Annotated in this window: 14 protein-coding genes; 7 read left to right on the forward strand and 7 right to left on the reverse strand. The window is 49.1% G+C overall.

Features of this window, described 5'->3' with window-relative positions; genetic code table 11:
- The first annotated feature begins 39 nt into the window (after window positions 1-39).
- Together FCL47_RS16800 and rimO are read left to right on the forward strand one after the other, a co-directional pair.
- The gene (locus FCL47_RS16800) at window positions 40-783 is read left to right on the forward strand and encodes a nucleoside phosphorylase (protein ID WP_167496539.1); all 744 of its coding nucleotides are present in this window, start codon (window positions 40-42) and stop codon (window positions 781-783) included.
- On the forward strand, window positions 783-2,117 hold the full coding sequence (rimO, locus tag FCL47_RS16805; protein ID WP_136814692.1) for a 30S ribosomal protein S12 methylthiotransferase RimO: 1,335 nt from the start codon (window positions 783-785) through the stop codon (window positions 2,115-2,117). Before FCL47_RS16800 ends, rimO begins: the two co-directional genes overlap by 1 nt.
- Window positions 2,118-2,343: 226 nt before the next feature.
- Here the strand turns inward: rimO and FCL47_RS16810 are convergent, their stop codons facing one another.
- From FCL47_RS16810 to FCL47_RS16830, 5 genes are all read right to left on the reverse strand, one after another.
- Window positions 2,344-2,625 carry an HU family DNA-binding protein gene (locus tag FCL47_RS16810; RefSeq protein ID WP_136814693.1) on the reverse strand — a complete coding sequence of 94 codons (282 nt, stop codon included), beginning with the start codon at window positions 2,623-2,625 and terminating at the stop codon, window positions 2,344-2,346.
- Window positions 2,626-2,849: 224 nt separating this feature from the next.
- Window positions 2,850-3,566: a pseudouridine synthase gene (locus FCL47_RS16815; RefSeq protein WP_136814694.1), complete on the reverse strand. Its 717-nt coding sequence runs from the start codon at window positions 3,564-3,566 to the stop codon at window positions 2,850-2,852.
- Window positions 3,563-5,335: a UbiD family decarboxylase gene (locus FCL47_RS16820; RefSeq protein ID WP_136814748.1), complete on the reverse strand. Its 1,773-nt coding sequence runs from the start codon at window positions 5,333-5,335 to the stop codon at window positions 3,563-3,565. The genes FCL47_RS16815 and FCL47_RS16820 overlap by 4 nt, the downstream gene beginning before the upstream one ends.
- A 9-nt stretch (window positions 5,336-5,344) precedes the next feature.
- Window positions 5,345-5,593, reverse strand: coding sequence for a hypothetical protein (locus FCL47_RS16825; RefSeq protein ID WP_136814695.1), 249 nt, complete (start codon window positions 5,591-5,593; stop codon window positions 5,345-5,347).
- 38 nt (window positions 5,594-5,631) lie between these two features.
- Window positions 5,632-6,051 carry a secondary thiamine-phosphate synthase enzyme YjbQ gene (locus FCL47_RS16830; protein WP_136814696.1) on the reverse strand — a complete coding sequence of 140 codons (420 nt, stop codon included), beginning with the start codon at window positions 6,049-6,051 and terminating at the stop codon, window positions 5,632-5,634.
- Window positions 6,052-6,368: 317 nt separating this feature from the next.
- Here FCL47_RS16830 and FCL47_RS16835 point away from each other — a divergent pair, with 317 nt between their 5' ends.
- The 4 genes from FCL47_RS16835 (at window position 6,369) to FCL47_RS16850 (ending at window position 14,239) form a co-directional block, all read left to right on the forward strand.
- On the forward strand, window positions 6,369-7,994 hold the full coding sequence (locus tag FCL47_RS16835) for a glycogen synthase (protein ID WP_136814697.1): 1,626 nt from the start codon (window positions 6,369-6,371) through the stop codon (window positions 7,992-7,994).
- 124 nt (window positions 7,995-8,118) lie between these two features.
- Window positions 8,119-9,123: a type I glyceraldehyde-3-phosphate dehydrogenase gene (gene gap, locus FCL47_RS16840; protein WP_136814698.1), complete on the forward strand. Its 1,005-nt coding sequence runs from the start codon at window positions 8,119-8,121 to the stop codon at window positions 9,121-9,123.
- 156 nt (window positions 9,124-9,279) lie between these two features.
- Window positions 9,280-13,557: a PEP/pyruvate-binding domain-containing protein gene (locus FCL47_RS16845; protein ID WP_136814699.1), complete on the forward strand. Its 4,278-nt coding sequence runs from the start codon at window positions 9,280-9,282 to the stop codon at window positions 13,555-13,557.
- Window positions 13,558-14,014: 457 nt separating this feature from the next.
- Window positions 14,015-14,239, forward strand: coding sequence for a hypothetical protein (locus FCL47_RS16850; protein ID WP_136814700.1), 225 nt, complete (start codon window positions 14,015-14,017; stop codon window positions 14,237-14,239).
- A 16-nt stretch (window positions 14,240-14,255) separates the two neighbouring features.
- Here the strand turns inward: FCL47_RS16850 and FCL47_RS16855 are convergent, their stop codons facing one another.
- Entirely contained in the window at window positions 14,256-14,468 is a 213-nt protein-coding gene (locus FCL47_RS16855; RefSeq protein WP_136814701.1) for a DUF2892 domain-containing protein, read from the reverse strand.
- Window positions 14,469-14,484: 16 nt separating this feature from the next.
- Window positions 14,485-14,772, reverse strand: a complete 288-nt coding sequence (locus FCL47_RS16860; RefSeq protein ID WP_136814702.1) for a helix-turn-helix transcriptional regulator — start codon at window positions 14,770-14,772, stop codon at window positions 14,485-14,487.
- Between the two features lie 353 nt (window positions 14,773-15,125).
- On the opposite strand from FCL47_RS16860, the gene FCL47_RS16865 reads away from it, so the two are divergent.
- A complete protein-coding gene (locus FCL47_RS16865; protein WP_136814703.1) occupies window positions 15,126-15,695 on the forward strand; it encodes an isochorismatase family protein in 570 nt (189 codons plus the stop codon).
- Window positions 15,696-15,704 lie beyond the last annotated feature (9 nt).

Here is a 15,704-nt window from a genome sequence, read left to right on the forward strand (position 1 = left end):
ATGACCTTTGAATGTGATGAAAAAGTACGGAGACTCCCTGTGACCAGCGATTCTGATCAGCATATCGTCATTCATCCACGTAGAAATAAAAAAGAGCAGTTACTCCCGGAAAATGGCCTCTTGCTGGTCAATCCATCGGAGGCGTCTGAGTGTCTTGGCCGGATGAAGCAAAGCGGTGGGGCGAGTCGGTTCCTGTTTAATTCTGGTTTAGTTGTTGCGAACGATCCGCCATATTTTGCCGCAGGACCTGCAATCGGGGCACCCATGGCGGTACTCACCCTGGAGAAATTGATTGCTCTCGGGGCAAAGAAGGTTATTCTTTTTGGTTGGTGCGGGGCAATTGCCCCCAATTTACAAGTCGGTGATATCATTGTCCCTGCCAGGGCTCTCTCCGGTGAGGGGACCTCTCGATATTATATAACGGACGCAACGCCAGGACCTGATTTGCACCTGAGCAGCCAGATAGTTAAAATCTTGTCTGATAATAGCATCGCCGTTCATCGGGACTGTGTCTGGTCAACGGATGCGGTGTACCGCGAGGACAGGAGGATGTTGCATGGGCTGCGGCGGGATCAAGGGGTGGGGGCAGTGGATATGGAATTTTCAGCTCTCTGCACCGTGGCTGCATTCAGGGGGATTGAATTTACCGCCATTCTTACCGTTTCAGACGAACTCTGGGGCGATTCCTGGCGGCCTGGTTTTTCTAAAAAATTATTTATGGAACAGAAACAAGCCGCCCTCAAGTTGCTGCTTGCTCATCTTGGACATATTGGAGACAAATAATGGCCCGTTTTCATCTCATCAGTCTTGGTTGCGCCAAAAATCTGGTTGATTCGGAGGTTATGCTAGGTTCAATGGCTGCCGGCGGTTGGGATCTGGTGGATGACCCACATGACGCGGACCTCCTGCTTCTTAACACCTGCGGTTTTATTCAGCCCGCCGTGGAAGAGGCCATAACCGAAATCTTTGAACTTGTCAGGATTAAAGAAGACGCTCCTGAAAAAAAAATCGTGGTCGTCGGCTGTCTGGTGCAACGGTACCAGGAGAAGTTGACAGAGGATCTCCCGGAAGTTGACCTGTTTCTCGGTACGGAGGCGGCCGCCGATATTGCGGAGTATGTGGCGCTACTGGACCACGGTGATCTGCAGAGCAGGGTTGTGCTGCCAGACCGTATCCTTATGTCCAGCACCACACCCCGTATCATCTCCACCCCGGTATTTCGCGCATGGATGAAAATAACCGAAGGCTGTGACAATAGATGTTCCTATTGTATGATTCCGGCAATCCGTGGCCCGTTGCGCAGTCGGACCATTGATGATCTGGTGATTGAAGCGCAGAAGCTTCAGCACTATGGGGTGAAGGAGCTCTCGATCATTGCCCAGGATAGTACCGCTTACGGCAATGATTTAGGCAGGGGACAGAATATTGTCAGGCTTATGGACCAGCTGCTAACTCAAACGTCAATCCCATGGCTGCGTCTTCTCTATCTCTACCCAACTGGTATCAGTGAGGAATTGCTGCAGCTGATGGCGAACAATTCCCGTATCGTGCCATATCTTGATATCCCGATGCAACATGTCAGCGACAGGGTTCTCCGTTCTATGAACCGGCGCTACACTTCAGAGCAGCTGTACGCAACAGTCAGTACAATCAGGAATATTCTTCCCGATATAGCCCTGAGAACCACTTTTCTTGTTGGGTTTCCCGGGGAAACCGAATCCGATTTTCTTGAGATTGAAACGTTTTTAAAAAATACCAACATTGATCATGTCGGTGTATTTCCATATGCCAATGAAGAAGGCTGTCCCTCGGAGAACTTTGCCGGCCAGCTGCCGGAGGAAGTGAAACTGGAGCGGCGCGACTATCTCCTTGATATTCAGTCCGACTTATCCGCATTAATCCAGAAGAAGTACATAGGCAGGATTGAGCCGGTCCTGGTCGAAGGGTTGAGCAGGGAAACCGATCTATTGCTGGAGGGAAGAACAAGATACCAGGCTCCCGAAGTTGATGGTTGTGTCTATATCAACGATGGGGTTGCCAATCCTGGTGATATAGTTCAGGTACGGATAACCGAAACGCAGATATATGATCTGGTCGGCGGGATTGTCGCAAGGTAAAAAAGGAAGGAAGCGCGGCGCCCGGCGTATTGAAACAGCAGGCCACCTATATAACGACAAAAGACGCCCCCCTGTGCACAAACAACGCCCAGCTTGCAGGGCAAGATTCCGGGCATTGTGAGTACGTATAGCCTGTTATATTATTTCTTAGCCTTGAAGGGTATTAAAAAAGTAACGGCTTTTTGTCACCGGGGCTTGATGAACGGATCCGGTATTTGCGGGCAGGCTATTTCCCGCTGTTAACTTTCTCCCGCAGTTCTTTGCCGACCTTGAAGAAGGGCAGTCTCTTGGGTTTAACTTGAATCTTCTTTCCTGTTTTAGGATTCCTGCCCTCGTATGAATCATATGTCTTTATCACAAAGCTGCCAAAGCCGCGGATCTCGATACTCTCGCCTCTGGCGAGGGCCTCGGTCATAGTTTCGATGACAGTGTTGGTTATTGCAGCGGCTTCACGATGCGGTACATTAATGTCCTGTGCCAATGCTTCGATGAGTTCTGATTTATTCATACATTGCTCCTGTTTCCGGAAATCAAATTAAGGGACTTCATTGATCTGCATTTGTACAATAATATTGGTGAGTAGTCGTGAAGCTTGTGTCTTTGTCAGATGGCTCAGTGGCTAAAAAAACATAAAAATCAATATGTTATGTGTAGGGAGAATTATTTTAAGTCGGACCCGCCAAGCTAACTATTTAGATTTAATCAGCTATTTGGAGATTTGTAAAGAAAATTCTATAAAAATATTTTATTTAATTCTGAAGGGTTAAGTTGTCTGTAGTCACCAAGAGCAATCCGTCCAAGAGTCAGTTTGCCATAAGCTGTTCGCTTAAGCTGAAGGACAGGATTGCCGATGAAGGCGAACATTTTTTTGACCTGCCGTTTTCTCCCTTCGTGAATGGTAATCTGCATAAGGCAGTTCCCGCCGATTTTGGCCTTGACCAAGACTGAGGCCGGCGCGGTCATTTTACCTTCCAGGAAAATGCCGCGTTCCAGCATTGTGATTTTGTCCCGTGGCGGACATCCTTTCACCAGTGCCTCATAGGTTTTATTGATTTCATGGCTCGGATGCTGAAGTTTCTGGGCAAAATCTCCATCGTTGGTGAGAATTAAGGCCCCTTCCGTGTCCAGATCTAATCTGCCGACGGGAAAAAGGCGGGCTTTGCTCGTTTTGATAAGGGTGGTGACTATCGGCCGGCCCTGAGGGTCGGCCAGGGTTGTGACATAGCCCTTCGGTTTATTCAGCAGGTAATAAACAAGCTCCTCCTCCGCCTCAACCTTTTTGCCGTCAAAAGTTATGGTGTGTTCGCCGGGAATGACCCGGATGCCCATTTCTCTTGTTATCACACCATCTATGGCAACTCGGCCGGCACTGATGAATTCTTCAGCCTTGCGTCTGGACGCAATGCCGCACTGGGCGATATACTTTTGGAGCCGTATTGAATTGTTCATCGCCATTCAGCAGGTATTATTTTGGAAAATTTATTGTCTACCAGCTCTTTCGTGGCTGTGTCTACTTCGAGAATTTCCGTGTACCATGGTTTCATTCGGCAATCTATGGTAACTGGGGCCTGCAAGCCCACATGAAATCGGTTGACCGAGGTGGTTTTGCCATAAATATCCGCTGCCGGCTCAAAGCGGGTGAAAATAGACCAGAGAAATTCCTGGATCGAAACTGTCGTTTCGTCACAATTATCCACCAGCATAACCACTGGCCACTCCTGTAATTCGTTGCTTTCCGAGAGTTGCTGTGCCAGGTTTGGATTTTCGCCGTATGGACATCCCTGGACTACCAGTGTGCCGGGCAAAAACACGGTTGGTTTTATACAGCCGGCGGGAAGGGAGCCGGAAAATGTTTTTGGTAAATCCCGCTTTTTTTCTTTGCCCAGGCCAAGGAGCATGGCTTTGGATCCCTTGTTGACCGAAGGCCCCGTATAGTCAAGGGTGTCCTGGGAAACGTTGGCGAAAACGAACAGGTCCTGCTGCCATTGTATCCGTTCGAGGACGTGGACCCATAATTTGGCAAAATCGGTGATGTCTATGTCACCATCGGTGACAATGAGAAATTTCGTCAGGGACAGCTGTCCTTCGCCAAGCACCCGTAAGCCGCAGGCAAAAGCTTCTCGGGGGTATCGATTGGCAACCCTGGCTGCGGCCAGACAGTGAAAACCGGTTTCGCCAAAGGTCTTCAGCTGTTTGACTCCTTTCATCACCAGAGGGAAGAGCGGCGAGAGCAGATCCTGGAGAAAATCACCGATAAAGAAGTCCTCCTGCCTGGGCCGGCCAACCACCGTGGCGGGATAGATCGCCTTGTTGCGGTGATAAAGATGACTCACCTGGAAAACCGGATAATCGTGCTGGAGAGAATTGTAGCCATAGTGATCGCCGAATGGACCCTCGGGATGACGTACATGCGGTGGTACCTGGCCTTTGATAGCAAATTCGGCATGGGCGACCAGTCGGTGCCCGCCTAAAGGATCATCGGTCATCCGCAGTTTGTCGCCGATCAGCAGAGAGGTGAGTATCAGCTCCGGCAAATCCTCGGGCAGCGGGGCAATGGCCGCAAGCATGAGTGCTGGAGGCCCGCCGATAAAAAGAGTCAGCGGCAGAGGGCGATTCTGTTTTTCCGCGGCAAAGTAGTGGTAGCCACCTCCCTTATGGATCTGCCAGTGTATGCCGGTTGTCACGTCGTCATATTTGTGGATTCGGTACATGCCGAGATTATGGCCTTTGCCGTCGGGATGCTCGGTGTAGACGAGGGGCAGGGTGACAAACGGCCCGCCGTCGCTGTGCCAGGAGGTGAGCATGGGGAGAGCGCTCAGTTTGGCAGGCATCTGGCAGTTTTCTAGAACAGGGCCTTTTTTATCAGTCTTCATGCCTATTTTCAGCCCATCGAGAAAAAGGCTCCGGCTGTCCCAGATTTTGCTGAGCGAAAGTGGCATGATCGATTCAGTGAGCCGGACTACGTCACGGACAAATTGCTGTGGCTTGCTGCCAAATGCCAGCTCTAATCTTTTGTGAGTACCAAAGAGATTTGTGGTAACCGGAAAATCTGAGCCTTTAACGTTGGTGAACAGCAGGGCCGGCCCACCAATGGCGATAATGCGGCGATGGATTTCGGCGATTTCCAGGTAAGGATCGACTTCGTCATCGATGACGAGCAACTGACGCTCTTTTTTAAGTACTTCGAGGTAACTGCGAAGGTCGTAGAGTTTGGTCATTGGCACGGCTTACTCCTTGTGCTCGTGGTGGTGGTCGTCGCCAAGAAACAAACGATGATACTCATTCTCGTTCAGATGTTTTCTTAACAGGTCCATAAAATGATCAACAAAACCGATGATCTCTTCGCGGGAGAGTCGTGCGGCAAATATCCTGGAAAATTCCTCCTGTCCGCCAAGCCTGAGAAAATCGGCAAGCGATTGGCGATCAATTTCCTCGGTCAGGCCAAAACATATTTTTGCTGGATCGGGCTTTGTCATGAGTATTCAAATAGGCGTTACTCCCGTTTATTACGGGATCAGGATGTGGGTTGTACCGGGTCCGGGATAATTTTCCAGTGTACTGAACGGGTCCGTGGTCCGTCGTATTCACAAAAAAAGATCTTCTGCCAGGTGCCGAGCTGGAGCCTGCCTTTGTCAATATGCAGGGTCAGCGCACTGCCGGTGAGCAGGGTCATCAGGTGCGCCGGCGAATTGCCCTCTCCATGTCTGTACGGCAGATTATTGGGGACAATATGCTGAAGACCCATAATAATATCACGACAGACATCGGGGTCCGCACCTTCATTGATGGTCAAACCGGCGGTGGTATGCGGATTGAAAAGATAGAGTATCCCTGAAAAAACTGAAAGATTACGGATAATATTATCAATTTCTGCAGTGATACTGATCATTTCCATTTGCGCTGATGTCGTGATTTTCAAGGTGCCAGTAACCATTTATTTCTCTCCTCAAGGCACAATAGAGACCGGAACTGAGCCTCAGCTCTATCCGGCCAGCACTAGAATACGCCATTACTTCCTGAAAATCCAAGATAATAGTCCACTGAATAGTCATCTAATACATATCAAGTCAACTATAGGATCTATTTACTGGTCGGTCAATCACGGGCAACAACCGCAAACGAAAGGGGGGGATTGGTCATTTCGCACGCTTGACATCGGTCTTTTTACGAATACTATACTTACTTGTATGTAGTGAAAATGACATTCTGAAAGATGGGAAAATGCAAGAAAAGTGAGGGATTCGAACTACAATGGCGAAGCAGGAACAACAGATAAAACATATCTGGATGCTCAGCAGGGAATATGGAAATCTTGCCGGGGCAGGCGGTGTCAAGGATGTTGCCTGTCAGTTGGCGGAAAGTCTTGCTCGCTGGACTGGACGATCCGTCAATGTCGTGCTGCCCTCTTATGGTTTTCTCGATCCTCCAGCCCTGGGCTTTCAGCCGGTAACAGATCCTTTATGCCCGGACCGACTTTTTCGTCTGCAGATCGCCATGCATCTGCCTGATGCCTACGTCCTGGAGGAAGTCGGCTATTATTATCAAAAGATCAACCGAGTGCATGTCTACCTGGTCGATGCTGAGCGTTTTCGCCAGAAATCAGCGGTCTATACCTATACCGAAGATGATGAAAAGGTTGCGTCCTGGCAACAAAAGGCCATGGGCCACCATGACTATTTTGCCATGAATCTTCTGCACCAGAAGGCGGCACTGGAGCTCATGGTATGTCTTGATGCAAAACCGGATATCATCCACTGCCATGATGGACATACCGCAATATTGCCGGCACTTATCCGTGAAAAATCAGGCTATCACAGTTATTTCAGAGCAACGGGTTTTCTGGTAACCATACACAATGCGGGTATTGGCTATCATCAGGAAGTGGCGGATATTCCCTACGCCACTTCCATTACTGATTTGCCGAATCAGATCATTAATGCCAACCTGCTTGATGGTAAATTTGATCCTTTTCTGGTGGCTGGAGGATACGCGGTTCTCAATACGGTCAGTGAAAACTATGCGAGGGAGCTGCAGGAAACCGCCAATGACAGGCTGACGGGCTGGTTGGGGCATGAATTAAAAAGACGCAATATCATATTAGAGGGGGTGACCAATGGAATTGACCCGGCCGCCTTTTCCTCTGCTGTCATTGCCGGGGATAATAGGGAGATGCTCTTTGATCCCGGTGCTCCGCACGATACACTCTCTGGTAAATTGTGCTGCAAAGCTGCACTGCTGGCTGAAATCGCCGGCGGTGGCGCAATACCCGGAATACACCGCTACGGCACCCTGCAGAACAGTGTGGAGTATCCTCTTTTTACGTTTATCGGCCGTCTCAGTGAGCAAAAAGGGATCGATGTCCTGCTGGAGGTGATGGAGGTCTTTCTGGAAAAAAATGCACACTGCCAGTTGCTGGTTCTTGGCAATGGCGACAGCAGCTTTGAATCCCGGCTGATTGCGCTGACCGAAAGTGGGCGACTGCAGGGCAGAATGTGTTTTCTGCAAGGTTTTAGTCCGCACCTGGCCAATAGAGTATTCGCTGCCGGTGATTTTTTTGTTATTCCCTCAAAATACGAACCCTGCGGGTTGACGGACTTTATTGCCCAGCTGTTCGGCAATATTCCGGTGGTGCACCATGTCGGCGGACTGGTAAAGGTGCGGGATAAGGTCACCGGCATCGCCTATCGGGGAGATGCCCCGGATGATCTGCTTGAGGCTCTTGAAAGGGCCCTGATCCTGTACGATGACCTGGCGGCAAAGCGTACCATGCAGCTTCAGGCAATACAGGAGATCGAACAGAAATACACCTGGACGAATGTTATGCAAAAATATCTGGAACTGTACCGAGAGGCGAGAAGGAGGCAGATCTGCAGGTGAAGTGGCGATTGTGTGGCTTCTCCAAAGAAATGGAGAACTGGGTCAGTAAGTGTGCAGTATTCTGGCCGGAGATAACAAATGATCCGCGTGGGCGGTTCGACAGGACAGCTAAGAGGAGAAGGATATGACAGTAAGAATAGCTATTAACGGTTTTGGCCGGATCGGCAGAAATATGTTCAGGGCGATCGATAAAGATCCGGCTTTTGCCGATATTGAAGTCGTAGCCATCAACGATCTGACCGACAATGCAACCCTGGCCCACCTTCTGAAATACGATTCGGTTATGGGTATTTTTCCAAAAGATGTCCAGAGCAATGAAAAAGGTATCATCGTCGATGGTCGGGAAATTGCCGTCTCCAGCCACCGGAACCCTGCCGATATTCCCTGGGGGGATCTGGGTGTTGAATATGTTGCAGAATGTACAGGAATTTTCCGTGATGGGGAATCCGCCCATGGCCACATAGACGGCGGTGCCAGTAAAGTTATCATTTCTGCACCCGCCAAAGGCAATGTCAAAACCTTTGTGATGGGTGTCAATGAGGATGAATATGATGCGACCATCCATCATGTGGTTTCCAATGCGTCGTGCACGACCAACTGTCTGGCCCCTTTTGCCAAGGTGATCCTCGACAAGTTTGGTATAAAACGGGGCCTGATGACGACCATTCATGCCTATACGGGTGACCAGCGCCTGCTCGATTTTCCCCATTCCGATCCACGCCGGGCAAGGGCCGCAGCTTTATCGATGATTCCAACCAAAACAGGTGCCGCGGCAGCGGTGTCACTTGTTATCCCCGAGCTGAAAAACAAATTCGATGGTCTGGCCGTCAGGGTGCCGACGCCAACCGTGTCCCTTGTCGATGCGGTAATGGAAGTTGAAAGGGAAACAACCGTAGACGAGGTGAACCAGGCCCTCAAAGCGTCAGCGAACAGATATCTCGGCTATACCGATCTGCCGCTTGTCTCCATTGATTTTCAGGGAGATCCCCGCTCTTCAATCATTGATGCCCAGTCAACCAAAGTTATCGGAACTTCGGTCAAGGTGATGAGCTGGTACGATAACGAATGGGGATACTCAAACAGAATGCTTGATCTCATCCTGCACATGGAGGCCAATAAGGCACTCTGATAACGTGCAGCAAATAAGCATGCAGAAAAAAGCGTCATTGGGGGGTCACTTCAAAGGCGCTTTTTTTTATCTCTTGCGAATGGAGGGGGGTATTCATTATAGTCAGGTATCGATTTCCATGGGGCGATCAACTTTGTGAAGGGTTAATAAACGGATATGACAAACATAAAGAGCGATGCAGCAATTGAGTCGGATGCACTGAAAGCCAATCTGCTGGAGACGGCGGGGCATGTGATAATCGACCCGGAGCTCCATGTCCTGCTGGAGGTCGTCGAAAATTTCAAAGGATTGCACTCCACTCTTGAAAAACTGCTCTACGAGGTCTGCCATCCGTTCCGTAATTGGAAAATCGTCCTGCCGCAGTTGCGCAGCTTCGTTTTAAAAAACATCAATCACTATAGAATGCATGAAAAAGGGCCGGCTGCTTTTCGATTGTTTGCCGCTCTTTTTATGGAAGCCCTGCAAGAAACGCAACGGGATGCCGCACTCCTGTCCCAGGCCGTCGGGGCGCTGACGATATGGCTTGATAAGGTGGTTAGCAACTTGACCGCGGCGGATCTGCAACGATACGAGTTGGAATTAAATGTTGTTTTTGACAACATTGCCGCACTCGACAGGACAGATCGACCAATCATGGTTCAGATTGTTCACGGCCAGCATCCGCTCAATAAGATAGCCGCGAAATTGCTGGAGATAACCGATGAAAACCAGAGTCATTTTGATTTTCTTCCCCTCGCCAGACTCGTGCAGGCTATACTGCACCGCTGCTATGGATATTGGTTGCAGGAGGATGACCCCCTCGCCTGGTTTCTCGATCGCTGTTCCATTCCGGCCGCAGATTTCCACTCCTCCCAGTTATTTCAGGTCATCTCACATGAGATGATGCAAGAGCATTTGGCGGTGCTCAAGGGGCTGAATCTGGAAAAAAATCCCAGATCCGGCCTGCAGGCAATGCTTGAGTTGCCCGACCATATCGATATTGTCAAGTATTACCGCGACATGCCCAACAAGCTGGTGGAGGCCGAAGAGGTCTTCAGGGAGTTGGAGCAGAAGGGCAGGGCTTTTGTTCATTATTTTAACGAGAACAGGAAACTGCTTTTCCTGTTCAAGATCATGGATACCCAGGGCTTGTATCTGATTCATGAGGAAACGCTGCGGGAAATCAACCGCAGCCTGGTTCAACTCATCAGAGAGCAGACGTTTGAGGAAATTGAAGAGTTTCTGCTGACCACCTTTAAACTGCTCAAGGCCAATGTCCGCAAATATCCGCATACCTCCCTGCAATGCATTCAGGTCCTTGGCGCCGAGGTATTCGATCGCAGCAACAGCCAGATGGTGGAGGCCTTTTTATGGGGCGTGGTGCGTTTTGGTTTTCAACATGCAAGTGTCGTCGGCGTTGATGAAAACTGGCAGCCTTTGACCAATCCAGCCCATCTGGCCAATATCAGGGTGTGGCTCTATCTGATTATGCGAGAACCCAAGTGGTGTTCAACGCTCTTTTCCGCCCTTATCATTAACCTGAAATTGTCGGGAACCTGCATAAAAGACACCGATCTGTTCCAGCGCGACATTACCCAGCTGCTCAATCATCCCATTGAACCGATTTACAATCTGTCGAAGCAATTTGCCAAACTGATGCCGGTTTTCTTCAATGAAATTGGATCAGAAGGTGAATTGCGCGATGTCTCCACAGAACTTGACGAAATCCATAAACGAAAAGATATCCTGATTCACTTTTTACGCAAACAGGGGCATGTCGAAAGCTCGAACCTCATCGTTGATTTCATTCAGGCCATTGTGCTTTTCTGGAAGACTCGGGATAAGACCCTCCTTTTTCCATTTATTCCCGAGGAAGTGTATGTCCAGGTAAAGACCAAAGGCGAATATATTGATGATCAGTGCATTCTGAGCGACAGGCTCTGGAAAGAGATGGGAATTGATCGGGTCGAGGATATCCTGTTGCAGGACGATGAGCAGATTGCCGCCTTTCTCGGCCGCCAGATAGATCTGAACTCCCATGAGGTGCGCCGCTTTGAACTGCTGCTTCGGATGTACAAGCTCCTCCATAAAAAATACAAGCTTGGTTTTCTCCAGCTCCATTCGGAAATCACCAGGGCAGTAAACGATGGTTTTCCGGAGATGGAGGGGCTGCTGGCGGGCCTTAACCATTCTGATACGGAGCATTGCCTGGACGCTTTATTGACTGCTCTCGAGGGGTTGCAGGAGATTATCCTGTCGGAAAAAACCTTTGAAGCACAAGAGGATATCTATTATAAGCGACATATCGCCGTCGATATTCCGTCCGTGTACGGCAGATATAAAGAGCGTAAATTCGACGCTCTCAGTCTTACCTTTCGTCTTGAGAATCTGGCCAATCTTTATCTCGAGAAGCTGCCGGAAACCGTTAATCTGTCCATCATTACTCAAGCCACTTTTTATAATATCGTCCGTTGTATCAAGCTGTTCCTTCGGGCTCTGGTTGTCGACGGCATTACCTCCCGCAAGCTTTTTACCTATCTTGCACTATTGGAGAATTCGCTCAAGGTGAGGCGCTTTTCTTACACCCAGTACCTGGATATTTTTCGTGGGATGTCCGAAGGCGTCAAGGATATAATTTATGCCTTCTACACCAACATTCACCAGAACAACCTGTCAATCATCATTCCCCAGATCGGCCGTGAGAATATTCTAGATAAATATAGCAACCTGTATGATGAATCCGAAATCGGCACGACGGTACAGCGTTTGTCAGAGGTTTTTTTACGGGAATTGATTTCTTCAACCTTCGGTCTGCAGCATCTTGATAATTTTATCATGCGGATCCTGCAGACCCTGGAGAATCAAAAGGATCTTCTTGATCAGAGAAAACTCGACCTGTTGATGACCTATAATCCGGAACGGGCCTTGTCTCTGCTGCATAAGCCCAACCCTTTCACCAATAACCTGATTCATCTGGGCAATAAGGGATATAATCTGGCCACCCTCACTGAAGACGGGAAACGGGTACCACCGGCTTTCGTTATCACCACCGAGATTTTTCGCTGCCAGGAGATAGTCTTTGGCTATGCCAAAACACGTGAAGAGTTCATGCTGGGAATACGTCGGGCTCTGACGGAAATTGAACAGCTCACGGGCAAGGTCTTTGGCTCGCCGGAGTCTCCTCTGCTTTTGTCGGTGCGCAGCGGCGGCGCCATTTCCATGCCGGGGATGATGGCCACCGTCAGTAACGTCGGCGTTAATGAAGAACTGATCACAGAGTTCATTGCCAATAACGGCAACGCCTATCTTGCCTGGGATAATTATCGGCGATTCTTGCAGTCATGGGCAATGATTTCCGGTATCGGCAGAGAGGAATTTCAGATTCTGATGAACAATGCCAAGGCCAAATATAATGTGAGCCTCAAACGGCATTTTTCACCGGAACAGATGAAGGAACTCGCCCTGTCCTATCAACGGCTGATCCGCCAGAGAGGGCACGGTATTCCCGATGATCCGTGGTTGCAGCTGGTTAATGCTATCCAGCTGGTTCTCGCCTCCTGGGTAACCCAGAAGGCCGTTGAATATCGTAAAATAATGGATGTGTCGGATTCCTGGGGCACTGCAGTCATTGTCCAGGCCATGGTGTTTGGCAACAAGAGTGGCAATTCAGGGGCGGGGGTAGTTTTTACTGCGCACCCCTACCGCAAGGTGCAGCGGGTGGCGCTGTGGGGCGATTACGCCTACGGCGACCAGGGGGAGGATATCGTTTCCGGCCTGGTATCCAGCTGTGCTGTCTCGGTGGAGCAGGCAAAACTCGATGGCCGGTCGGTGGATGAAACCATGGAGGTGCGGTTTCCGAAAATCTATAAAAAGTTGCTGGAGATCTCCCGGGAGCTGGTCTACGACAAGCGGTGGAATCCTCAGGAAATCGAGTTTACCTTTGAGGGACCGGAGCCGGAGGAACTCTATCTCCTGCAGACACGGGACATGATCACCATCAAGAAAAAAGAACATCTCAACGTCTTTATCGAAAGCCCGACACTGGCCACTTCCCATCTTGGCAAGGGCGTTGGGGTTTCGGGGTCGGCGCTTTCCGGACGGGCCGTTTTTACCGAGGACAATATCCGCATGCTCAGAAAAACGGACCCGGGCACCCCGCTCATTCTCATTCGTCAGGACACCGTACCGGAAGACATCAAGGTGGTCAGTCAGTCGGATGGGCTGTTGACGTCAAGAGGGGGACAAACTTCTCATGCCTCGGTAGTAGCCGTCCGGCTTGAGAAGACCTGTGTCGTCGGATGCAGCAGCCTGAAGGTCTACGAAGCTGATCAATACTGTGAAATCGCCGGGGTGCGCATAGGTTTTGGCGATCCGGTGTCAATAGATGGGAGAAACGGGCAGGTCATAAACGGCATGCACGCTACTGTTGAGGAATACCATATTCTGCCTATTTAGTGACTTAGAAATAATTTTCTTGTGTTTTTACAAGAAAATTATTTCGTGAAGGAACTTACACCCCTCAAGGGGGTACTGAACTGAGTCCCGCAAAGCTTTTGGGCGGGATTAGTGCTTTGCTATCAATCCTTCTTGTGTTTTTTACAAGAAAATTATTTCGTGAAGGAACTTACACCCCTCAAGGGGGTACTGAACAAAGTCCCCGCACAGCACGGAGACTGAACAGAGGACCCGGCACGCGAGTATTGAAAAAAATCCCGCAAAGCTTATTGATGGGGGAATTTCTTGCGGATCATTTTTTGTTTGCCGGACTTAGCTGCCGGTTTTTTGGTGCGTTTCTTCCCGGGGGCAGTAATAGTATGGTACTGTTTGGAAATAATGTTATCTGAATGTATTGAAATAACGCAACAGGGGAGTACATTTTGCACAATAGATCATAGACAAAACGGGGGACTCCATGTCAGATAAAAAATATAAAAAAGGCCCTAAATTGTTTTCTCTGGCCAGGAAAAGGGCGCTTATGCTTGGTATCCCGCAGGAGAAGGGCGTCAAGCTGGCAGAACTCATCGGCCGGATTCAGGAAAAAGAGGGCAACCCCTCCTGTTTTCGCAAAAAAGAGGTCTGTTCCGAAACAGCATGTTGCTGGCAGGCTTCCTGTGACGCGCGTATGGAGAGGAAGTAGGTAGTGGTTTCGGCGGTTACTGACGGCTTTCGGCAACACCAAGCTTTTTCAAAATGAATCCTAATGGGCAGAACTTGGAAAAGCCGAACTGCAAAAGATTGACGCCGACAAAAGCAGTAAAAAAGAGCCAGTATTTACTGAGGAAAATTGGACTGGCCTCGACGCCTAATGAAAGACTGAGCAGGATAAACGATCCGGCTAGAACATGTATCCAATCTGAAACGATCATTGTCTTGTGTCCTGAGTTAGAAATTTGGGCAGAATAAAGCGCGCATTTTCTGGATGAGCTCCAGGATGCGTTTGTCGGTAATTTTATTGAATATAAAATTAGCGTCCTTGCGGTAGTCAATTATCCCCTGACCACGCAGGATGTTCAGGTGCTGAGAAACATTGGCATTGGTTGTCTTGACCTGGTCCCTGATCTCACCCACGGAAAGCTCTTTATCCTGGAGCAGGCAAAGAATTTTCAGGCGGATGGGATGGGACATTGATTTGAGCAGCTTTGACATCGCCTCAATCTGTTCGTCTTGCATCGTCTCTCTCTGTGAAAGTATTTAATTTTTAAGTGTAATAGCTGTGCCGACTTTGTAAAGCACTTTTTGCACATGGTAGCTTATTTTTTATGATGGCCCAGTCATCTTCCACTTGGTTCCGCCGCACAATACCGCCCAAGACAGTTGTCGCGCAATATATATTTTCCATTCATAAATAAAGCCGTTCCCTGCTGCCTCTGCAATTAACAGAGCAGACTTTCGACCTGTGAGGCATCCCTGTGAGGTGCCATTATTTTTAGCCGGATGAAAGGATAAACTTGAATCTCACGGGAGAATTGAGTTTATTGGAAAAAGTGACAACACGGGGAGTTTACATTTATGGAGAATGTTCAATGAAAAATCGGCTTCTAACTCCAGGCAATGTCTGTCTGCAAATTATTGATGTGCAGCAAAGCCTTATGGCCAAAATCATAGCTGTCGACCATGTTGTTGGGGTTATTGAATTTATGATTCGCTGCGGCAGAATTCTAGGTATTCCGATTATTGCCAACACCCAGTATAAAAAGGGACTGGGCCCCTATGTGCCAAGCATTGAGGCGCTCCTTGGCGAAATCGATTACCTTGATAAATCCGAATTCAATGCCCTGGCCAATAAAGAAACAGAAGCGCGTATCGCCTGCTTGCCGAAAGAGGTGGATACTGTAATTCTTGCTGGTGTGGAGACCCACATCTGCATCTATCAGACGGCTATGGGGATCCTGGCAAGAGGATTGAATGTTTGGGTCGTCTCCGATGGTGTTTCATCGAGGAAAATGGATGATCATCAGATCGGTCTCACAAGGCTGCAGGCTATAGGAGCGACGATTGGATCGTCGGAAATGTTGATTTATGAATTGCTTGGCAAGGCGGGAAGTCCGGAATTCAAGCAAATTCTGCCCATTATTATCGCTCGGAACGAATAGCTGCCTGCC

It is taken from the genome of Desulfopila sp. IMCC35006, assembly GCF_005116645.1.
Taxonomy (GTDB): Bacteria; Desulfobacterota; Desulfobulbia; order Desulfobulbales; family Desulfocapsaceae; genus Desulforhopalus_A.